This window comes from Kitasatospora sp. NPDC058032, from assembly GCF_042885845.1.
In the GTDB taxonomy this organism is placed as follows: domain Bacteria; phylum Actinomycetota; class Actinomycetes; order Streptomycetales; family Streptomycetaceae; genus Kitasatospora.
In genome coordinates, this window is record NZ_JBHVRK010000009.1 from 124343 (window position 1) to 145606 (window position 21264).

The following is a 21264-nucleotide window of genomic DNA, read 5'->3' on the forward strand; positions in this document are numbered from 1 at the left end:
GAGCGGGGCGGGGCGCGGGGGTCGCGGGGCCCGGGGACAGGGCCCGGCCGCTCAGACGCCGCCGGGGCCCGGGGGTTCCTCGGAGCGGGCGGGGCCCCACCGGTCGGGGGTGGCGTAGGCGGTCAGGGCGTAGATGGCGATCACGTCGATCGCGATGATCGTCAGCGACCACACCGGGTAGGACGGCACGAAGGACATCTGCGCGAAGGCGTTCAGCACCAGGACGACGACGCCGGCCCACCGGGCCCACTGCGTGCGCAGGGCGAGGACGCCGTAGGCGACCCCGAGCTGGGCGACGGCCAGGGCGAGCATCACCCAGCCCCAGGCCAGCAGGTCCCCGAAGACGAAGTGGGCGTTCCCGATGAAGACGTGCGAGCCGGCGATCGCGGAGATGCCGTCCAGGGCGTTCAGCGAGCCCACCAGCACCAGCAGCACACCGGCGAAGGTCAGCAGGCCGGAGCCGACGGGGTCGGTCGTCGCGCGCGCCCCGGGCGGGCGGGCGGCGCCGTGCGGAACGGCGGCGGTCATGGTGGCCTCCGTGGGTTGTCGTGGGTTCTCGTGGGTCGTCGGGCTGGGTCGTCGGGCTGGATCGTCGGGCGGCCCGGGAGTGCCGGACCCGGGCAGGCTGCCCCGGGTACCACTGCGCCACGACGGAGCGCCGCCGGGACCACCCGGTCCGGGTGATTCAGTGCCCGACGGCCACCTTGGCCGCCACGATGACCAGGCCCAGCATCAGGTTGACCGCGCCCTCGGCGAGCACCTGGCGCGGCGTCGCCCCCGCCCGGCGGGCGCCCAGACCGGCCCAGCCCACCTGCTGGGCCACCGCGACGCCGAGCGCCAGCCAGGCGTTCTCCCCCGTCCCCAGCCAGGGGCTGACCAGCACCGCCAGGGCCGGCAGCGCGGCGGCCTCCACGATCGGCCACTCGTGCCGCCCCACCTCGCGCACCTGCCGCCGGGTGACCTGGCGGCCGGCCTCGCGCTGCCCGGCGACGTGCGCGTAGACGTGCGCCGCCCAGAACACCAGGCCGGTGATCACCAGCAGCAGGATGAGCGAGAGCCTCGGGTGCGGTCCGCTCAGCGTCGAGGCCGCGATCACGGAGGCCGCCAGCATCGAGCCGTAGACGGCGCCGGCGTAGTCGGTCCGCCGCGCGGACCCCTCCGGGTCCGGTGCGCGCCTGCGGGATGCCGGTCCGGGGACGGTCACGGCGGCCTCCTGCGGGGTCGGGGCCGGACCGGCCCACCGGACCGGCCCTCGTCACGATCGTCGCCGGTGCGCCGGGCTCCGGCCTCACCCCCGGCAGGTGAGGCGGGCCGTCCCGCCCGTTCGGATGGCACCCGGCGGGCAGGCCGTACTACCGTCGAAGTGGCGTCACCCGGAGCGACCGAGCGAGGGTGCGCCCGCGGCCCGCCACTTCGCGCCCCGCGCCCGGACGTGCCCTCCGGCACGGCGGAACCACCAGGCGGTGGCCACATGCCGCACACCCGTACCGCACCCGCGCGGCTCCCCAACGGGGACCCGATGCTGCTCACCCGGATCCGGCCGCCCGGCCCGCCCGCCGCCACCTTCGTCCGGCGCGAACGGCTGCTGCGCCGGATGGACGCGGCCGTGTCCCGGCCGGTGACCCTGGTCGACGGGCCCGCGGGGGCGGGCAAGACCCTGCTGGTGGCCGACTGGCTGGCCCGCGACGGGCTCCCGGGGCCGTCCGGGTGGCTCACCCTGGAGGAGGGCGACAACCAGCCCGGCACCTTCTGGGCCTACGTGCGCGAGGCCCTGCGCGGCGGCGTGCCCGGGCTGCCCGAGGAGGTCGGCGCCCCGGCCCGGGCCGAGCACGTCGAACCGTCCCTGCTGCTCCGGCTGGCCGCCTGGATCAACGCCCGGCCCCAGCCGCTGGTGCTGGTGCTGGACGAGTTCGAGCACATCGACAACCCCCGGCTGACCGGTCAGCTGCACGACCTGGTCCGGCACACGGCCGGGCAGCTGCGGCTGGTCCTGGTCGGCCGCCGCGAGCCGCTGCTGCCGCTGCACCGCTACCGGGCCGCGGGCGAGCTCGCCGAGATCCACGCCGCCGACCTCGCCTTCGGCCCGGCCGAGACGGCCGAGCTGCTGGAGCGCCACGGGCTGCGGCTGGACGCGTCCACCGTCGACACGGTGCACCGGGCGGTGTCCGGCTGGGCCGCCGGGCTGCGGCTGCTCGCGCTCGCCGCCAAGGACTCCGGCGAGCCCGAGGCGTACCTCGGGCGGATCGACGCCGGCCAGGCCGCACTCTCCGACTACCTGCTCGCCGAGGTGCTGCGCACCCAGCCCGCGCCGACCCAGGACCTGCTGCTGCGCTGCAGCATCCTGGGCCGGGTCCACCCCGACCTCGCCGACGCGCTCACCGGGCGCCGCGACGGCCGGCGGATCCTGGAGCAGCTGCACCAGGACAACGCCTTCACCGAGGCGCTGTCCGACGGCTGGTACCGGCTGCACCCGATGTTCGCCGGCATCCTGCGCCTGCACCTGCGCGCCGCCGCCCCGGACCGGGTCGACGGGCTGCGGGTGCGGGCCGCGCGCTGGCTCGCCGACCACGGCCAGTACCGGGCGGCGCTGGACCACGCCGTCGAGGGCGGTGCCTGGGGGTCGGCGGCGCAGCTGCTGGTCGACCAGCTGGCCCTCGGCGAGCTGGTCGCCGGGCGGGACGCCACCCGGCTGCGCGCCCTGTTCTCCCGGATGCCGCCCTCCGAGCACGCCCCGGCCGCCGAACTCGTCCGGGCGGCCGTCCAGTTGGGCCGCGACGAGGCGGACGGCGCGCTGCGGGTCCTGGAGCGCGTCGAACCGCGGCTGGCGGAGCAGCAGACCGAACTGCGGCTGGCGGCCGCCTTCGTGCGGGCCGAGGCCGCCCGGCTGCTCGGCTCGGCCGCGCTCGCCGAGCGGGCCGCGCGGTGCGCCCACGAGCTGGCCCGCCGGGCACCGGCCGGCCCGCTGGAGCGGCACCCCGAACTGCTCGCCCTGGTCGACGCCGGCCTCGGCTCCGCGCTGCTGTGGCACGGCCGGCTCGACGAGGCGCGGGCGGCCCTGGAGTGCGCGGCGCAGGCCCCGCCCTCACCCGGCACCGCCCGGCTGCGCCATGACTCGCTGTGCCGGCTCGCGTTCATCGACCACCTGCGCGGCCGTTCCGGGCGGGCCGAGCACCGGGTGCGCGAGGCCGACGAGGAGGCCGACCGCTCCAGCCTGCCGCCCGACAGCCGCACCGAGGTGCGCGACCTGGTGCTGGCCGCCACGGCGCTGGAGCGCGACGAGCCGGCCGACGCCCGCCGGGCGCTGCTGCGGATGGCGGCCCGCCCGGCGGCCGAGCGCGACCCCGTGGTCGCCCTGGGCAACGCGGTGCTCGGCGCGGAGCTGGAACTGGCCCGGGGGCGGCCCGACGCCGCGCTGCGACTGCTGGAGGAGAGCCGGGAGGACGGTGGCCTCGCCGACCGCCCGTCCGACTGGAGCCGCGAGCGCCTCGCCGTGACCGCCTGCGCCGCGCATCTGGCCGCCGGCCGGCCGCAGGCGGCGGTGGCGGCCCTGGAGGGCGTGCCGACCAGGGCGCCGGACTCGCTGGTGGTGGTGGCGCGGGCCCGGCTGGCGGCCGGACTGGACGAGGCGGGCGCCCTCGCCCAGCTGCGCGCCCTGCGCGACGACCCCGCCGTGGGCGGTGCCACCCGGACCCGGGCACTGCTGCTGCTGGCCCAGGCCGATGCCGAGCCCGGCGGGCCGGAGAGCGCCCGGCTGCTGGCGCAGGCCCTGGCCGCCGCCGAGCCGGAGGGTCTGCTCCGGCCGTTCCGCGAGTCCGCGCCCTGGGTGCGGCGCCAGCTGCACCGGCAGCCCCGGCTGGCCCGGGCCCACACCTGGCTGCCCGGCGATCTGCGCCCGTCCGCGCCGGACCCGCGCCCGGACGGCCCGCCCTCCGGCGGCCGGCCGCCGACCCGGGCGCCGGCCGAACCGCCCGCCGAGCCGCCGGCCGACCTGCTGACCGAAGCGCTGACGGAGCGGGAGCTCGACGTGCTGCAACACGCGGCGCGGATGCTGTCGACCCAGGAGATCGCCGACGAGCTGTACCTGTCGCCGAACACCGTGAAGACGCACCTCAAGAGCATCAACCGCAAGCTGCTGACGGCGAACCGCCGCGAGGCGGTGCGCACGGCGGCCCGGCTGCACCTGCTCGACGGCCCGTGAGCCGACGGCGGCACAAAGGCCGACGGCGGCACGCGGGCCGACGGCGGGGCGCCTCACTCGGGCAGCCGGTGCAGCTCCGTCACCCGCAGGCCCAGCGCCTGGCAGCGGTTCAGCAGACCGAACAGGTGGGCCTCGTCGACGACGTCCCCGTACAGAACGGTGTGATCGGGAACGACCCTGCTCTCCAGTTCGGGAAAGCCCTCCCGGCGGGTCGTCTCCTGCAGCACGCCGGACACCCGGATCTCGTAGCGCATGGGGCCGGCTCCCTTCGCTTCGACGGTGGCCTCCAGCCTGGTCGCCCCGGGAACCCGGCGCATCACCCCCACGAGGTGACCCGCCCGGCCGGACGCACGGCGGCCGGAGCGGCGGGGCCGCCCGGCGGGCGTTCACCCGCCCGGGGTGATCCTCCGCCCGGACCGCCCCCCGTACGGTGGCGGCGCAGGCGGTTCCCGCCGTCCGGACCGCGCCGTCCGGGTCCCGTCGTCCGCCGAGGGAGCATCCGCCATGAGTCCCTACCCCCCGATCGCCGAGCACGGCATCATCGGCGACCTGCAGACCGCCGCGCTGGTCTCCACCGACGGCGACATCGACTGGTGGTGCGCCCCCCGGTTCGACTCCCCCAGTCTGTTCGCCTCCCTGCTGGACCACCGCAAGGGCGGCCGGTGCCGGCTCGCCGTCGACCGGGAGGCCGTGCCGGACGCCCGGGTGAAGCAGCTCTACCTGGCCGGCACGGCCATCGTGGTCACCCGCTTCCTCGCCCCGCAGGGGGTGGCGGAGGTGATCGACCTCATGCTCCCGGACGCCTCGCCGTCGCCGAGCGAGCAGCACCGGATCCTCCGGGTGGCGCGGGTGGTGCGCGGCCGGGTGCCGTTCGTCCTGGAGTGCCGCCCGCGCTTCGACTACGGCCGGGCCACCCACGGGCTCGCCCTGCCCGACGAGCGCACCGCCGTCCTGGAGGGGGCCGGCCAGGAGCTGTGCGTGCAGGCCACCGAGCCGGTCGTCCTGCGGTCGGACGGCACCGATGTGACCGCGCGGTTCACCCTGGACGCCGGGCAGATGGCCACCGTCGTACTGACCAGCCGGCCACCGGGCACCGCCCTGCCCGCCGCGCCCCGGGACGAGGAGAGCCTCGCCGCCTTCGACGCCTGCCGGGCCTTCTGGTACGGCTGGCTGAAGTCGTCGAACTACCACGGACGCTGGCAGCAGATCGTGGACCGCTCGGCGATCACGCTGAAGCTGCTCAGCTACCGGCCGACCGGGGCGCTGATCGCCGCGGCGACCATGGGCCTGCCCGAGCAGGTCGGCGGCGAGCGGAACTGGGACTACCGCTACACCTGGATCCGCGACGCCTCGCTCTCCGTGCACACCCTGATCGGGCTCGGCTTCCACGACGAGGCGACGGCGTTCCGCCGCTGGGTGCGCGACCGGGTCGAGGCCGCCGCCGCCGAGCGCGAGCGGCTGCAGATCATGTACCGCATCGACGGCGACCCGCACCTGAGCGAGGAGACGCTCGGCCACTGGGAGGGCTACCTGGGCTCGTTCCCGGTACGGGCCGGCAACGCCGCCGCCGGCCAGCTCCAGCTCGACATCTACGGCGAGGCCGCCTACGCGTTCGCCGCCGACGGGGGCGACATGGGCGCGCTGCGCGGCTGGGACGCCTTCCGCCGGCTGGTGGACTGGCTGACCGAACACTGGGACCGCGCAGACGAGGGGGTCTGGGAGACCCGCGGCGGACGCCAGGACTTCACCTACAGCCGGGTGATGTGCTGGGTGGCCTTCGACCGCGCGGTGCGGATGGCCCGCACCCACGCCCGCCCCGCGGACCTGGACCGCTGGAGCTCGGTGCGCGACGACATCCTGCGCCAGGTGGTGCAGCGGGGCTGGAGCCCGAAACGGCAGGCCTTCGTCCAGCACTACGACACCGAGGTCCTGGACGCCTCGCTGCTGCTGATGCCCAAGGTCGGCTTCCTCTCCCCCACCGACCCGGACTGGCTGTCCACCCTGGACGCGATGGACCGGGAGCTGGTCTGCGACAGCCTGGTCTACCGCTACGACCCGTCGGCCTCGCCCGACGGGCTGCGCGGCACCGAGGGCACCTTCAACCTCTGTTCCTTCCTCTACGTCGAGGCCCTCGCCCGGGCCGGCCGGGTCGAACAGGCCCGCTACGCCTTCGACAAGATGCTCACCTACGCCAACCACGTGGGCCTGTTCGCCGAGGAGATCGGGCCCTCCGGCGAGCAACTGGGCAACTTCCCGCAGGCGTTCACCCACCTCGCGCTGATCGACGCGGCGCTCGCCCTCGACGAGGAGCTCGACCGGCGCGGCGCCGCCTGACCCCCGCGCGCACCACCCCGTCCCCGCCTCGTCCCCGGCCGACCGCAGCACCGCAGCACCGCAGCACCGCAGGCCCGCAGGACCGCGAAAGGAGCCCGGCGCCATGGCCTCATCCACCCACCCGGCGCGACCGCGCCGCAACCTGCTGCCGTTCGCGGGCGTGGCGCTGATCCTGCTGGCCCTGTTCAACGGGTGGGACGCGATCGCGGCGCTGATCGACTCGCCCGTCGTCACCGGTACCGACCGCTACGTCTTCGGCGACCTGCACAGCCTCGGCTGGGCGGTGCTCGCGCTGGCCGTCGCCCAGGGCCTGGCCGGCATCACGCTGCTCACCGGCGACCTCCCCAGCCGCTGGTTCCCGGTGGCGGTGCTGTGCGCCAACGTCTTCGTGCAGTTCGTCTTCGTGGCGAGCTACCCCGCCTGGTCGCTCATGATCATCGCCATCGACGTGGCCGCGCTGTACGCGGTGCTCACCGCGCCCTACGAACGGAGCGGGACATGACCACCACCGCCGCCCGTCCCGCCCGGGCCGACGGACGGCGGGTCCTGGTCCCGCTGGCCCTGGCCCAGTTCATCTGCAGCTTCGCCGGCTCCAGCATGAACGTGATGATCAACGACATCAGCGCGGACCTCGACACCAGCGTCCAGGGCGTCCAGGTGGCGATCACCGTCTTCCTGCTGGTGATGGCCGCTCTGATGATCCCCGGCGGCAAGCTCACCGACCGCTGGGGCCGCAAGCGCTGCCTGATGCTGGGCCTCGCCGTCTACGGCGTCGGCGCCGTGCTCAGCGCGGCGGCCCCCGGGCTGGGCGTGCTGATCCTCGGCAACTCGGTGCTGGAGGGCGTCGGCACCGCCCTGCTGATCCCCCCGGTCTACATCCTGACCACCCTGCTGTTCACCGGCACCGCCGCCCGGGCCCGCGCCTTCGGCACGATCATGGCACTGGGCGGCATCGGCGCGGCGGCCGGTCCGCTCATCGGCGGCCTGCTCACCACCGCGATCGACTGGCGGGCCAACTTCGGCTTCCAGGCCGTGGTGGTCGCCGCGATCCTGTTCCTCACCCGCACCCTGGAGGACCCGCTGCCCGCCGACCCCGACCGGCCGTTCGACCTCGTCGGCGCGGTACTGTCCGCGGGCGGCCTGGTGCTGCTGGTCACCGGCATCCTGGCGGCGGACAACAACGCCTGGCTGATGATCGCCCTGCTGGCCGCCGGAGCCGTCGTGCTGGCCGGCTTCTTCCACTGGATCCGCCGGCTGGAGCGCGCGGGCCGCGAACCGCTGCTGGCCACCAGCCTGTTCCACAACCGGGTCTCCAACCTGGGCCTGGTCACCCAGAACGCCCAGTGGCTGGTCCTGATGGGCGTCTCGTTCACCGTCGGCGCCTACCTCCAGGTGGTCCGCGGCTACAGCGCGATCGCCACCGGCGGCGTCTTCACCGCCGCCACCCTGGGGCTGCTGGTCTCCTCGCTCGCCGCCGAACGGCTGGCGAAGCGCCGTGCCCAGCGCACGCTGATCGTCACCGGCTTCGCGACCACCACCGCCGGCATCGTCCTGCTGCTCCTGCTGGTGCGCTCCTTCGGCGGCGCCTGGGCCTTCACCCCCGGCCTGCTGCTGATCGGCCTCGGGCTCGGTCTGATGCTCACCCCGTCGGTCAACGTGGTGCAGTCCGCCTTCCCGGACAGCCGCCAGGGCGAGATCTCGGGCCTGTCCCGCAGCATCTCCAACCTCGGCTCCTCGCTGGGCACCGCCGTCGCCGGCACCATCCTGGTCTCCGAGCTCACCCGCAACGGCTACGCGGCGGCGATGATCGCGCTCGCCGGCTTCGGCGTGGTCGGCCTCGGCGCGGCGCTGTTCCTGCCGCACGACCGGCCGCCGGCCGCGCAGGACGCCGCGGCCGGGGGCGGGGCCGGGGCCTGACGGCAGGCGCGACGCCCCGCCGGAGCATGCGGAACGGCCGGTCCTGCCAACACTATTGACGAAATGTCCAACAGTGGCGATTCTCGTCACACCGAGTACGCGGGACCCGGCGGCCGGTCCGGGTGCCGTGCCGTGCCCCGGGCGACCGGGCGTCGACCGCGTCGTCCGCCCGTCCGGAACCGGGGTTCCCCATGAGCCGACTCCCCCACGCACGTCTCCGATTCGCCACCCTGCTCGCCGCGCTGCTCGCCCTGGTCGCCGCCGCGCTCGCCGCCCCGGCCCAGGGGGCGGGCACCACCGACTGGTGGGACCCGGTCGCCCGGCCGGCACCCGACGCCGCCATCGGCGTCACGGGCGAGCCGTTCACCGGCACCGACGCCCAGGGCCGCGTCCGCGGCTTCGTCGACGCGCACGACCACGTCCTGGCCAACGAGGCCTTCGGCGGCCGTCTGATCTGCGGCAAGGCCTTCTCCGAGGCGGGCGTCGAGGACGCCCTCAAGGACTGCCCGGAGCACTACCCCGACGGCTCGCTCGCCCTCTTCGACATGATCACCAAGGGCGGCGACGGCAAGCACGACCCGGTCGGCTGGCCCACCTTCGCCGACTGGCCCGCCCATGACTCGCTCACCCACCAGCAGAACTACTACGCCTGGGTGGAACGCGCCTGGCGCGGCGGCGAGCGGGTGCTCGTCAACGACCTGGTGACCAACGGGGTGATCTGCTCGGTCTACTTCTTCAAGGACCGCGGCTGCGACGAGATGACCTCGATCCGCCTGCAGGCGCAGAAGAGCTGGGAGATGCAGGCCTACGTCGACCGGATGTACGGCGGGCCGGGCAAGGGCTGGTTCCGGATCGTCACCACCAGCACACAGGCGCGCGAGGTGGTCCGCCAGGGCAAGCTCGCCGTCGTGCTCGGGGTGGAGACCTCGGAGCCGTTCGGCTGCAAGCAGGTGCTCGACGTCGCCCAGTGCGGCCAGGCGGACATCGACCGCGGCCTCGACGAGCTGTACGGGCTCGGTGTGCGCAGCATGTTCCTCTGCCACAAGTTCGACAACGCGCTGTGCGGGGTGCGGTTCGACGAGGGCTCGCTGGGCGCGGCGATCAACGCCGGCCAGTTCCTGTCGACCGGCACCTTCTGGCAGACCGAGCAGTGCACCGGCCCGCAGCACGACAATCCGATCGGCCTGGCACCCGCGCCGGCCTCCGTCCAGAGCCGGCTCCCCGCCGGGGTGGCGCTGCCCTCGTACGCGGCCGGAGCGCAGTGCAACACCCGCGGGCTGACCGAGCTGGGCGAGTACGCCCTGCGCGGGATGATGCGGCGCGGCATGATGCTGGAGCTGGACCACATGAGCGTCAAGGCCGCCGGGCGGGCACTGGACGTGCTGGAGTCCGTGTCGTACCCGGGCGTGCTCTCCTCGCACAGCTGGATGGACCTCGGCTGGACGGAGCGCGTCTACCGGCTCGGCGGCTTCGTCGCCCAGTACATGAACGGCGCGGAGGCGTTCAGCGCGGAGGCGAAGCGCACCGACGCGCTGCGCGACAAGTACGGGGTCGGCTACGGCTACGGGACCGACATGAACGGCGTGGGCGGCTGGCCCGGTCCGCGCGGGGCCGGGACCGCGAACCCGGTGCGCTACCCGTTCCGCACCGCCGACGGCGGCTCCGTGGTCGAGCGCGCCAGCGCCGGCAGCCGCACCTGGGACGTCAACACCGACGGCGCCGCGCACTACGGCCTGGTGCCGGACTGGATCGAGGACATCCGGCAGGTCGGCGGGCAGGGCGTGGTCGACGACCTGTTCCGCGGCGCGGAGTCCTACCTCACCACCTGGGGCGCCGCCGAGCGGCACCGGTCCGAGGTGAACCTCGCGGCGGGCGCCACCGCCTCGGCGAGCTCGGCCGAGTGGAACCCGTTCACCGACTTCGGGGCCGCCCGGGCCGTGGACGGCAACGGCTCCAGCCGCTGGGCCAGCGACTGGAGCGACGACCAGTGGCTGCGGATCGACCTGCCCGCCACCACCCTGGTCGGCCGGGTCACCCTGGACTGGGAGCGCGCCTACGCCCGGGCCTACCGGATCGAGGTGTCCACCGACGGGACGACCTGGCGGACGGTGTGGTCCACCGCCTCCGGCGACGGCGGTCTGGACACCGCGCTGTTCCCCGCCGTCCCGGCCCGCCAGGTGCGGATCCGCGGCGAGCAGCGGGCCACCTCGTGGGGGTACTCGCTGTACGAGGTGGGCGTCCACCGGAGCTGACGGGGCCGGGCGGGCGAAATTCCTCGACGTGGTTCCGGCGGTGGTGTCGAGAAGCGGCGGGCGGCTCCGTCCCAGGGTCGGAGGCGGCCACAATGGGCCGCACGAACTGCGAGGAGAGGGTCACCATGGCCAAGTACCTGCTGCTGAAGCACTACCGCGGCGCCCCGGAGGCGGTCAACTGCGTGCCCATGGACCAGTGGACCCCGGAGGAGATCGAGGCGCACATGCAGTACATGCGCGACTTCGCGAACCGGCTGGAGAAGAGCGGCGAGTACGTCGACGGCCAGGCGCTCGCCCCCGAGGGGGCGTGGGTCCGGTACGACGGCGAGGGCCGGCCGCCGGTCACCGACGGCCCGTTCGCGGAGACCAAGGACCTCATCGCCGGCTGGATGGTGATCGACGTCGACACCTACGAGCGCGCCGTCGAGCTGGCCGGCGAGCTGTCCGCCGCTCCGGGGGCGGGCGGCCGGCCGATCCACGAGTGGCTGGAGCTGCGTCCGTTCCTCGCCTTCTCGCCGACCATCACGGAGTGACCACTCCCGTGGACGAGGCCCTGCTCCGCAGCCTCACCCCGGAGGTGCTCGCCGTCCTCGTCCGCCGCGGAGCCGACTTCGCGGCGGCCGAGGACGCCGTCCAGGACGCCCTGGTGGAGGCCCTGCGGGTGTGGCCCGCGGGGCCTCCGGCCGAGCCGAAGGGGTGGCTGGTCACCGTGGCCTGGCGCAAGTTCCTCGACGCGGCCCGGGCGGACTCCGCCCGGCGCCGCCGCGAGGACCGGGTCGAGGAGGAGCCGGCCCCCGGGCCCGCCCCCGCGCTCGACGACACGCTGCGGCTGTACTTCCTGTGCGCCCACCCCTCGCTGACGCCGGCCTCGGCGGTGGCGCTCACCCTGCGCGCCGTCGGCGGGCTCACCACCCGCCAGATCGCCCGGGCCTACCTGGTGCCCGAGGCGACCATGGCGCAGCGGATCAGCCGGGCCAAGCGCACCGTCTCGGGTGTGCGCTTCGACCGGCCGGGCGATGTCGCGACCGTGCTGCGGGTGCTCTACCTGGTGTTCAACGAGGGCTACTCGGGCGATGTCGACCTCGCCGCCGAGGCGATCCGGCTGACCCGGCAGCTGGCGGCCCGGGTCGACCACCCCGAGGTGGCCGGGCTGCTCGCCCTGATGCTGCTCCACCACGCCCGGCGGGCCGCCCGGACCGCCCCGGACGGCAGCCTGGTGCCGCTCGCCGAGCAGGACCGCTCCCGCTGGGACACCACGGCGATCGCCGAGGGCGTGGCGATCCTCCAGGCGGCCCTCGCCCGCGACCGGCTGGGCGAGTTCCAGGCGCAGGCGGCCGTCGCGGCCCTGCACGCGGACGCGCGGACGGCCGAGGAGACGGACTGGGTGCAGATCGTCGAGTGGTACGACGAACTGCTGCGGCTGACCGGCAGTCCGGTGGTGCGGCTCAACCGCGCGGTGGCGGTCGGCGAGGCGGACGGGCCGCGGGCCGGGCTGGCGGCGCTGGCGGAGGTGGACGCCGGGCTGCCGCGCCGCACGGCGGCGGAGGCCCACCTGCGTGAGCGGGCCGGCGAGCGGGCGGCGGCGGCGCGGCTGTACGCCGAGGCGGCCCGCGAGGCGCCCAACCTCGCCGAGCGGGACCATCTGACGCGCCGGGCGGCCCGGATCAACACCGCGCTCGCGACGGACCGGGGGCAGCCGTGAGCGTGCCCGCCGGCCCGCGGCGGGCGGGTTGCGACCGCCCCGGTCCCCCGGGCGAGAGATATTTGCAGTAGCTGTATATGGGCCCTAGCTGGTATTCACCTTCATGGCTTACCCTTGGGTGCAGCCACATTCGGAAGGAGACCGGCCTCATGACCGCCACGGACCCCGCGCTCACCGCCCTGGCCAGCGGCTGGGGTGCGCTTTCCCTCCTGCACGGCAGGATCGAGTCGCACATCGAGCGCGCCCTGCAGTCCAAGCACGACCTGAGCGTGCGGGAGTACTCGCTGCTCGACGTCCTCAGCCGGCAGCACGACGGCGAGGGCGGCCACCTCCAGATGAAGCAGGTCGCCGACGCGGTCGTGCTCAGCCAGAGCGCCACGACGCGACTGGTCACCCGCCTGGAGGACCGCGGCCTGCTGGCCCGCTACCTGTGTCCCACCGACCGCCGCGGCATCTACACCAATGTCAGCGAGGAGGGGCTGAAGCTGCTGGAGGAGGCCCGGCCGACCAACGACGCCGCGCTGCGCGAGGCGCTCGGCGAGGCCGCGCGCAATCCCGAGCTGGCCTCGCTGGTGGAGGCCGTCGAGGCCGTGGAGACCCCGGCACGTCTCGGCTAGCCACCCGCCCCCGCCTCCCCCGACCGGCCCCAGCACCTCGCTGGGGCCGGTTTTTCATGCCCCCGCAACCCCGGCCCGACGACACCATGTGATCGCCGACATCCAGAGAACGACCACAGCCCGCGCTTGCACTTATAGCGCGCCTGCAATTATTGTGAAGACACGCAAGGAGCTCACTCAAGCAATCACAGAAGGGTCGAGCCCAATGCCTCTCGCACTGCTCGCTCTGGCCGTCGGCGCCTTCGGCATCGGCACCACCGAATTCGTGATCATGGGCCTGCTGCCCGAGATCGCCGCCGACTACGGCGTCTCCATCCCCACCGCGGGCCTGCTCGTCACCGGCTACGCCCTCGGCGTCGTCCTCGGCGCACCGCTGCTGACCGTGCTCGGCACCAAGGTCAGCCGCAAGCGGATGCTCATGCTGCTGATGGGCCTGTTCGTGCTCGGCAACCTGGTCTCGGCCCTCGCCCCCTCGTTCGGCATGATGCTCGCCGGCCGCGTGGTCGCCTCGCTCGCCCACGGCGCATTCTTCGGCATCGGCTCCGTCGTCGCCGCCGACCTGGTCGCCCCGGACAGGAAGGCCGGCGCCATCGCCACCATGTTCACCGGTCTGACCATCGCCAACATCGTCGGCGTGCCGCTCGGCACCTACATCGGCCAGGCCATCGGCTGGCGCATCACCTTCGCCGGTGTCGCCGCGCTCGGCATCGTCGGACTGCTCGGCATCGCCAAGCTCGTCCCCGCCATGCCCCGGCCCGAGGGCGCCCACCTGCGCCGCGAGCTGACCGCCTTCCGCAACCCGCAGGTCCTGCTCGCCATGGCGATGACCGTGCTCGGTTTCGGTGGTGTCTTCGCCGCGATCACCTACATCGCCCCGATGATGACCCGTGTGGCGGGCTACTCGGACGGCGCGGTCACCTGGCTGCTGGTCCTCTTCGGCATCGGCATGTTCCTCGGCAACCTGCTCGGCGGCAAGTACGCCGACCGCAAGCTGATGCCGATGCTCTACACCACCCTGGGCGGCCTCGCCGTCGTCCTGGCGCTGTTCACCCTGACCGCGCACAACAAGGCGCTGGCCGCGATCACCATCATGCTCGTCGGGGCGCTCGGCTTCGCCACCGTCCCGCCGCTGCAGAAGCGGGTGCTCGACCAGGCCCACGGGGCGCCCACCCTGGCCTCCGCCGTGAACATCGGCGCCTTCAACCTCGGCAACGCCCTCGCCGCCTGGCTCGGCGGCATGGTCATCACCGCCGGCCTCGGCTACACCTCGCCGAACTGGGTCGGCGCCGTGCTCGCCGCCGCGGCCCTCGTCCTCGCCATCTGGTCCGCCGCCCTGGAGCGCCGCACCCCCGTGACCGCGACCTCGGCCGGCACCGTCGCCGCGCCCGTCCCGGTCCACCACTGACCACCCCACCCTCCCCGTCCGGCTCCCCCTCACCTCAGGAGAACCACCCCCATGAGCACCACCACCGTGACCCCGCTGACCACCGCCGACGCCGAGACCCTGATCACCGCCGCCCGCGCCGCCGCCGAGGAGGCCGGGGTCCCGGTCAGCGTCACCGTCCTCGACGCCGGGGGCCACCTGCTCGCCTTCCGCCGCGACGACCGGGCCGTCCTGATCTCCGGCGAGACCAGCACCCGCAAGGCCTACACCGCGCTGCAGCTGAACGCCCCGACCGCCGACCTGGTCGACCTGGTCAAGCCCGACGGCCCGTTCCACTCGCTGCCGACCGCGCTGGACCGTCCGCTGCTGTTCATCGCCGGCGGCGTCCCCGTCCACCGCGACGGCCGCCTCGTCGGCGCCATCGGCCTCGGCGGCGGCGCCCCGGAGCAGGACCACTCCTTCGCCACCGCCGCCCTCCAGGAGCTGCACCGGTGAGCCGCACCCCTCGCGAGGTCTTCACCGGCCACGGTGAGCGCCCGGGCACCGGGGACCTCGACCACATAGCGGGCGACGACACCGAGGACCGGACCGTCCGCCACACCCTCAGCAACCGCACCGACCGAAAGACCGGTACCACCATGAACGCCCCCACCGTCCCCACCGTGAGGCTCAACAACGGCGTCGAGATCCCCCAGCTCGGCTTCGGCGTCTTCCAGGTCCCGGACGACCGGACCACTGCCGCCGTCACCGGCGCCCTGGAGGCCGGCTACCGCAGCATCGACACCGCCGCGATCTACGGCAACGAGGCCGGCGTCGGCCGGGCCCTGGCCGAGGGCGGCGTGCCGCGCGACGACCTGTTCATCACCACCAAGCTGTGGAACGCCGACCAGGGCTACGACGGGACGCTGCGCGCCTTCGACGCCAGCCTCGCCAAGCTGGGCCTGGAGACCGTCGACCTCTACCTGATCCACTGGCCCACCCCGGCCAAGGACCGCTACCTCGACTCCTGGCGCGCCATCGAGCGCCTCGCCGCCGAGGGCCGGATCCGCGCCGCCGGTGTCTCCAACTTCCAGCCCGCCCACCTCCGGCGCCTGCTGGACAACAGCGAACTCGTCCCGGCCGTCAACCAGGTCGAGCTGCACCCCGGCCTCCAGCAGACCGAGCTGCGCGCCTTCCACGCCCAGCACGGCATCGCCACCGAGGCCTGGAGCCCGCTCGCCCAGGGCGCCGTCCTGGACGACCCGGCGATCACCGCGATCGCCGAGCGCACCGGCAAGTCGCCCGCCCAGGTGGTGCTGCGCTGGCACCTGCAGCTGGGCAACATCGTGATCCCCAAGTCGGTCACCCCGGCCCGCATCCGCCAGAACCTCGACGTCTTCGACTTCGAGCTGACCGGCGCGGACATGGACGCGATCGGCGCGACCGACCGGGGCCTGCGCACCGGCCCGCACCCGGACCAGTTCAACTGATCCTCCCGACGCCCCCGCTCCACCACCGGCCGACCGACCGGGGCGCAGCGGGGGCGTCCGCCGTTCCCGCTCCGCCCGCTCCCACCGCTCCGCCCGCTCCCACCGCTCCGCCTGCTCCCACCGCCCCCACCGCCCCGGAAGGATCCGCCATGGCCTCCGCCCACCCCGCCCTCGCCCGCATCGCCCCCGGCGACGGACGGCTCACCCTCGGCCTCGAACTGCCCCTGGACAACGACTGGGGCCCCGAGCGCGGACGCGCCGACCGCGCCGCCGGCCTGCCGTTCGGCGTCCCCGACCTCACGGCGCACACCGAGCGCGCACGGCTGGCCGACCGGCTCGGCTTCGCCGCCCTGTGGCTGCGCGACGTCCCGCTCTACGACCCGCTCCAGTTCGGCGACGCCGGCACCGTCTTCGAGACCTTCACCCACCTCGGCCACCTCGCCGCCGTCACCGAGAACGTCGTCCTCGGCACCGGTGCGACCGTCCTGCCGCTGCGCGAGCCGCTGCTGGTCGCCAAGGCCGCCGCCACCGTCGACGTGCTGTCCGGCGGGCGCATGCTGCTGGGCCTGGCCAGCGGCGACCGCCCGGTGGAGTACCCGCTGTTCCGGCGCGACTTCCAGTCCCGCGGCGCGGCGTTCCGCGAGGGCGTCGCGACCCTGCGCGCCGCCTGGCGCGGCGGACCGCTGGAGCTTCCCGCGGTCGGCCTCGGCGCGGACCGGCAGCTGGAGGTGCTGCCGCGGCCGGTGCACCCGACCGGGATCCCGGTCGCCGTCGCCGGCGGCGCCCAGCAGACCCCGGAGTGGATCGCCGAGAACGTCGACGCCTCCCTCAACTACCCGCGCGAACTGGGCGCGCTGCGGATCAGGAGCCGGGAGTGGCGGCAGCGGACCGACGGCGCCAAGCCGTATCTGACGCCCATGGTCCTCACCCTCCAGGAGGACCCCGACGCCCCGGCCGCCCCCATCCGGCTCGGCCTGAGCACCGGCCGCAACGCCCTGGTGGACCACCTGGAGGCGATGGCCGAGCTCGGCGTCTCCCATGTCTCGTTCAACCTGCGCCCCAACGACCGGCCGATCGAGGAGCTGCTGCACGAGCTCGCCGAGCACGTGCTGCCGCACTTCCCCACGCCCGAGGCCGCCCCGGCAGTCGAGGACAGGACCTGACCTATACGACTCCTATCGTGGAACACGTCGGACGGCGACGGACCGTCAAGGACACGGCACCCCACGGAGGTACGGACATGAGCGGCACCACGGCCACCACCGCCCCTGCGATCACCGGCGAGCGGGCCGACCTGCTGGAGCAGCTCGCGACGCAGCGTCACTACCTGCGCCACACCACGCGCGACCTGACCGACGAGCAGGCCGCGCTGCGCACCACCGCCGGCGAACTGTGCCTGGGCGGCCTCATCAAGCACGTCTCGGCCGTCGAGCGGGCCTGGGTCGACTTCATCCTCGAAGGCCCGTCCGCGATGCCCGACTTCACCAGCATGACGCCGGCCGAGCAGGAGAAGTGGGCGGACAACTTCCGCCTGCTGCCCGGGGAGACGCTGGCCGGCGTGCTCGCCGAGTACGCCGGGACCGCGCGCCGCACGGACGAGCTGATCGCCGCCCTGCCGGACCTCGACGTCTCCCAGCCGCTGCCGCCGGCGCCGTGGTACGAGCCCGGCGCCCGCCGCTCGGCCCGCCGGGTGGTGCTGAACATCATCGGCGAAACCGCGCAGCACGCGGGCCACGCCGACATCCTGCGGGAGTCCCTGGACGGCGCCAAGTCGATGGGCTGAGCGCCGCCGGGCAGCCCGCCCCCGGCGCGCGTCCCGTGACGCACGCCGGGGCGGCGGCGGTCAGGCCAGCTGCCGGCCGAAGAACCGCAGCGCGCTGTCGAGTTCGAACTCCGGGGCGTCGCCGTGCCGGCCGGGGTTGGCGTGCAGGGTCTTCTCGGCGGAGCCGAAGGCCTCGAACAGGGCCAGGCCCGCCGAACGCGGGACCCGCTCGTCGTCCCACTGGAGCAGGAACTCCACCGGGACGGTGATCCGCGCGGCCTCCTCCGCCGAGGCCAGGGCGCCGCCGAGGCCCAGGACCGCCGCTCGCACCCGCGGGTTCGGCGGCGACAAACGGAACCCCGAGGCCGCACCCCAGCGAGACGCCCCAGTAGCCGACCGGGCCGGCGCCGACGTGGTCGAGCCGCTGGACCGCGTCGAGCGCCGCCCGCCACTCGGGCACCGTCCGCCGCGCCACCAGGGCGTGGAACTGCGCGAGCAGTGGCCCCGGCTCCGCCCCGGCCTCGATCCGGGCCCGGTTGGCGCCGGCGATCCGGTCGTACTCCTCCTGCACCGGCCGGTCGCCGTGGCCGGGCACGTCCGGCGCGAGGACCGCGAAGCCGCACTCGGCGACCAGCCGGTGGGCGCGGGCCAGGACGCCGGGGGCCTTTCTGGCGCTACTCCAAGGTCGTCCCGCTGCTGACCGACCCCGGCGCGCACGGCGGCGACCCGGCCGACGCGTTCGACGTGGTCGTGCCCGACCTGCCGGGCTTCGGCTACTCCGACCGGCCCGTCGGCACCCCGCTCGACACCGTCGCCGTGGCCGGGCTGTGGGCGCGGCTCATGGACGTGCTCGGCTACCCGCGGTTCGGTGCGGCGGGAGGGGACCTCGGCAGCCATGTCAGCCGCTACCTCGCCCTCGACCACCCCGGGCGGGTGGTGGCCGTCCACCGGATGGACGCCGGCCTGCCGGTCCCCGGCGGTGATCCCGCCGGCCTCACGCCCGAGGAGCGCGCCTGGTTCGCGGACGTCGCGGCCTGGGGCGCCAGCGAGGGCGCGTACGGCGCCGTCCACCGCACCAAGCCGCAGAGCGCCGCCGTCGGCCTGACCGACTCACCGGCCGGGCTGGCGGCGTGGATCGTCGAGAAGCTCCAGGCGTGGAGCGACAACGACGGCGACCTCGAACAGGTCTTCAGCCGGGACGAGATCCTCACCAATCTGACGATCTACTGGCTGACCGGGACGATCGCCTCGTCGATGCGGATCTACCACGCCAACGCCGCCATCCCGGCGGAGCAGCTCGCCCGCCGCGTCGAAGTGCCGTCCGGCTTCGCGCTCTTCGCCGGGGACGTGCTGCGTCCGCCGCGCGCCTGGCTGGAGCGCACGACGAACCTCGTGCACCTGAGCGAACCGGCCCGCGGCGGCCACTTCGCGCCGTTCGAGGAGCCGGAGCTCTACGCGGAGGAGCTGCGGACGTTCTTCCGCCCCTACCGGGCCGCGGCACAGGGACGCCGGTAGCCGCGACGAACCCCTGCGACGACCCCCTGCACCGTCAACTGTCGGTGCCGGGGCCTATGGTGTGGGTGAACGGTTCCGTTGCCGCTGTTTCCAGGGGGGAATGCCCGATGTCCGTGGACGGGTTCGAGCTGCTGACCGAGGCGCACGACTACTTGCTGGCCGCGGTGCGCGGCGTTCCGGAGGACGCCTGGGGTGCCGCCACGCCGTGCAGCGAGTGGACGGTGCGTCAGGTCTTCCAGCACGCCCGGCTCGACCAGCTGGCGCTCGTCATGCAGATCACCGGGGACGCCCCGGCGGGCGACCCGTTCGCGCCGGCCGACGCGCTGGACGGCGACGGCCGCGACGCGGTCGCGCAGTTGGAGACGGCGTTGGAGGGTTCGATGAAGGCGTGGGAGTCGGTCCGCGAGGCCGGGGCCGTGCCGACCCCGATGGGCCCGATGCCCGCCCAGGCCGCGACGGCGGTCGCGGCGCTGGACGCCGCCCTCCACGCCTGGGACATCGCCCGCGCCACCGGCCAGGACCGCCCGCTCGGCGAGTCCCTCGCGGAGCGCCTGGAGGCCCCGGCGGCCCAGATCGTCGAGTTCGTCCGGACCTCCTTCGGGAAGTTCGGCGCCGTCGTCGACGTACCCGCCGACGCCGACCGCGCCGCCAAGCTCCTCGCCTTCACCGGCCGCGACCCGCTGTGGGCACCGCGGGCCGTCTAGGGCGTGCCCTGACGTCGCGGACCCGGGCTGATCCACAAGGCCCGCCCTGGAGATCGTCTTCAGAGATGATCGAGTGATGATGGATCATGCCGGTCCCGGTGCGTCGTCATGAACCACGGTCGAAGGAGCCCGGCGCGCCTTCGAGGGGGTGCATGCGGGCCGACGTCGTCCGGTCCGGTCCGGTCCGGTTGCAGCGCGGGCGTCGTGGCCGACGCGTGACGCTCTGCGGTCACGGCCCTCCGTCGCCGAGCCGGGAGCCGGGCGGCGACCGAGGGGTGGCTCAGGAGGCGGACGGTTCGATCTCCCCCGCGAAGACGATGATCTGGTCGATGAGGTTCCGTCGCAGATGGACGACGTCCGTTCCCGCCAGGCGGGGGCCTCCGTCAGGCGTGGTGAAGACCCACTGGTACCGGGCCCATTCGTCGGGCATGTCCACCGCCGAGCAGCGCACCATCGTGCCGGTCCCCGCCGGGTGGCGTCGGATGTCCAGCACGAACCGCTCGACCGCCGCGATTCCTTCGCTGCGGCCCAACGGACCCCAGAAGACCACGTCCGAGGTCAGGGCCTGCGGGAGCAGGGCGGTCACATAGCTGTCGTCCGAGGCGTTGAACGCGGAGATGAACGTGTCGATCGCGGAGCGTGCGGTCTCTTCCTGCATGCCTCAGTCATACCAGCCGGTGCGCGTGTTCCGGTCCCACAAGCCGTCTTCCGGTCGCAGCACAAGCGGTCCGACGAGGCCCGGTGCGCAGCGGACTGCTCCCGTCGCCGGTGAACGGCCGGAGCCGGTACAGGGGCCACGGCAGCCAGGCCCGGCACCGGACGGCAGGACGCTCCGACGACGGTTCGCCGCCCGACGGACCTATGCGGTCACCGCACCGGGGCCGGCCGCGGCGAGGTGTTCGCGGGCGGCCGCCAGGTGGCGGGCGGCGGCGGCGAAGTGGTGGGAGACCAGCGGGAGGACCTGCGGTTCGAGCCTTCGGGTGAAGGCCTCGGCCGCCTCCAGGGGGACGGTGGCGCGGAGCAGCAGCTCGGCGGTCTCCGGCCCCTGCGGACCGGCCCCTGCGGCGGCCTTCAGACCGGCGGCGGTGCGGCGCAGCAGGATGAGCGCGTCCTCGGCGTCCGGCGGACCGTCCGGGAACTCATGGCCCCACCACGACAGTTCGACGGTGACCGCGCGCAGGTGCACCTCGCAGCGGCGGAACCACCAGGTGGTCCACGAGGCGGGCAGGATCGCGGTCTTCGGACTCACGTTGTTACTCGGCACAGGCCGATCATGTCCCACAAAGTCCGCTTGCACGCGGGTAATCCGGAAAAGTCGGTCCGGTTGTCATCAGCCGCCCGTCGGGCCACCCGGGGGGGGGCCGGGGGGGGGCCCGGGGGCCCCGGGGGGGGGGGCCCGCCCGCCCGGGG

At 74.5% G+C, this 21264-nt stretch carries 19 protein-coding genes and 2 pseudogenes; 15 read left to right on the top strand and 6 right to left on the bottom strand.

From position 1 onward, the window contains the following. Nucleotides 1-51: 51 nt before the first annotated feature. A complete protein-coding gene (locus ACFVUH_RS17120; RefSeq protein ID WP_387914023.1) occupies nucleotides 52-528 on the bottom strand; it encodes a hypothetical protein in 477 nt (158 codons plus the stop codon). A 157-nt stretch (nucleotides 529-685) separates the two neighbouring features. Further along, nucleotides 686-1204 carry a hypothetical protein gene (locus tag ACFVUH_RS17125; protein WP_355363389.1) on the bottom strand — a complete coding sequence of 173 codons (519 nt, stop codon included), beginning with the start codon at nucleotides 1202-1204 and terminating at the stop codon, nucleotides 686-688. 267 nt (nucleotides 1205-1471) lie between these two features. On the opposite strand from ACFVUH_RS17125, the gene ACFVUH_RS17130 reads away from it, so the two are divergent. Then, nucleotides 1472-4198, top strand: coding sequence for a LuxR C-terminal-related transcriptional regulator (locus ACFVUH_RS17130; RefSeq protein ID WP_387914025.1), 2727 nt, complete (start codon nucleotides 1472-1474; stop codon nucleotides 4196-4198). Between the two features lie 53 nt (nucleotides 4199-4251). Here ACFVUH_RS17130 and ACFVUH_RS17135 read toward each other — a convergent pair whose 3' ends face one another. Further along, a complete protein-coding gene (locus ACFVUH_RS17135) occupies nucleotides 4252-4452 on the bottom strand; it encodes a hypothetical protein (protein WP_355363385.1) in 201 nt (66 codons plus the stop codon). Nucleotides 4453-4702: 250 nt separating this feature from the next. On the opposite strand from ACFVUH_RS17135, the gene ACFVUH_RS17140 reads away from it, so the two are divergent. From ACFVUH_RS17140 to ACFVUH_RS17195, 12 genes are all read left to right on the top strand, one after another. Beyond that, nucleotides 4703-6532: a glycoside hydrolase family 15 protein gene (locus ACFVUH_RS17140; RefSeq protein ID WP_387914027.1), complete on the top strand. Its 1830-nt coding sequence runs from the start codon at nucleotides 4703-4705 to the stop codon at nucleotides 6530-6532. A gap of 103 nt (nucleotides 6533-6635) precedes the next feature. After that, entirely contained in the window at nucleotides 6636-7034 is a 399-nt protein-coding gene (locus tag ACFVUH_RS17145) for a hypothetical protein (RefSeq protein WP_387914029.1), read from the top strand. Continuing rightward, nucleotides 7031-8449 (top strand): MFS transporter, encoded by a 1419-nt coding sequence (locus ACFVUH_RS17150; RefSeq protein ID WP_387914031.1) that lies wholly within the window; start codon nucleotides 7031-7033, stop codon nucleotides 8447-8449. Before ACFVUH_RS17145 ends, ACFVUH_RS17150 begins: the two co-directional genes overlap by 4 nt. A 191-nt stretch (nucleotides 8450-8640) precedes the next feature. Then, entirely contained in the window at nucleotides 8641-10701 is a 2061-nt protein-coding gene (locus tag ACFVUH_RS17155) for a discoidin domain-containing protein (protein ID WP_387914033.1), read from the top strand. Nucleotides 10702-10826: 125 nt separating this feature from the next. Beyond that, a complete protein-coding gene (locus tag ACFVUH_RS17160; protein ID WP_355363375.1) occupies nucleotides 10827-11234 on the top strand; it encodes a YciI family protein in 408 nt (135 codons plus the stop codon). 8 nt (nucleotides 11235-11242) lie between these two features. After that, nucleotides 11243-12403: an RNA polymerase sigma factor gene (locus ACFVUH_RS17165; RefSeq protein ID WP_387914185.1), complete on the top strand. Its 1161-nt coding sequence runs from the start codon at nucleotides 11243-11245 to the stop codon at nucleotides 12401-12403. A 149-nt stretch (nucleotides 12404-12552) separates the two neighbouring features. Further along, nucleotides 12553-13020, top strand: a complete 468-nt coding sequence (locus tag ACFVUH_RS17170) for a MarR family transcriptional regulator (RefSeq protein ID WP_355363373.1) — start codon at nucleotides 12553-12555, stop codon at nucleotides 13018-13020. A gap of 205 nt (nucleotides 13021-13225) precedes the next feature. Continuing rightward, entirely contained in the window at nucleotides 13226-14425 is a 1200-nt protein-coding gene (locus ACFVUH_RS17175) for an MFS transporter (RefSeq protein ID WP_387914035.1), read from the top strand. Nucleotides 14426-14476: 51 nt separating this feature from the next. Continuing rightward, nucleotides 14477-14899 carry a heme-binding protein gene (locus ACFVUH_RS17180; protein WP_387914036.1) on the top strand — a complete coding sequence of 141 codons (423 nt, stop codon included), beginning with the start codon at nucleotides 14477-14479 and terminating at the stop codon, nucleotides 14897-14899. Between the two features lie 143 nt (nucleotides 14900-15042). After that, a complete protein-coding gene (locus ACFVUH_RS17185; RefSeq protein ID WP_387914187.1) occupies nucleotides 15043-15873 on the top strand; it encodes an aldo/keto reductase in 831 nt (276 codons plus the stop codon). 149 nt (nucleotides 15874-16022) lie between these two features. Beyond that, entirely contained in the window at nucleotides 16023-17036 is a 1014-nt protein-coding gene (locus ACFVUH_RS17190) for a TIGR03571 family LLM class oxidoreductase (protein WP_387914038.1), read from the top strand. Nucleotides 17037-17113: 77 nt separating this feature from the next. Then, a complete protein-coding gene (locus ACFVUH_RS17195; RefSeq protein ID WP_387914040.1) occupies nucleotides 17114-17656 on the top strand; it encodes a DinB family protein in 543 nt (180 codons plus the stop codon). A gap of 60 nt (nucleotides 17657-17716) precedes the next feature. Here the strand turns inward: ACFVUH_RS17195 and ACFVUH_RS17200 are convergent. Then, nucleotides 17717-18287 (bottom strand): annotated as a pseudogene (locus ACFVUH_RS17200) (alpha/beta fold hydrolase). Between the two features lie 14 nt (nucleotides 18288-18301). On the opposite strand from ACFVUH_RS17200, the pseudogene ACFVUH_RS17205 reads away from it, so the two are divergent. After that, nucleotides 18302-19150 (top strand): annotated as a pseudogene (locus ACFVUH_RS17205) (alpha/beta fold hydrolase); the annotation flags it as partial. Between the two features lie 107 nt (nucleotides 19151-19257). Further along, a complete protein-coding gene (locus ACFVUH_RS17210) occupies nucleotides 19258-19854 on the top strand; it encodes a TIGR03086 family metal-binding protein (protein ID WP_387914042.1) in 597 nt (198 codons plus the stop codon). A gap of 280 nt (nucleotides 19855-20134) precedes the next feature. On the opposite strand, the gene ACFVUH_RS17215 is transcribed toward ACFVUH_RS17210, so the two are convergent. Beyond that, nucleotides 20135-20512 (bottom strand): nuclear transport factor 2 family protein, encoded by a 378-nt coding sequence (locus tag ACFVUH_RS17215; protein ID WP_355363357.1) that lies wholly within the window; start codon nucleotides 20510-20512, stop codon nucleotides 20135-20137. A gap of 201 nt (nucleotides 20513-20713) precedes the next feature. Next, entirely contained in the window at nucleotides 20714-21103 is a 390-nt protein-coding gene (locus tag ACFVUH_RS17220; protein ID WP_355363355.1) for a hypothetical protein, read from the bottom strand. Nucleotides 21104-21264: the final 161 nt, after the last annotated feature.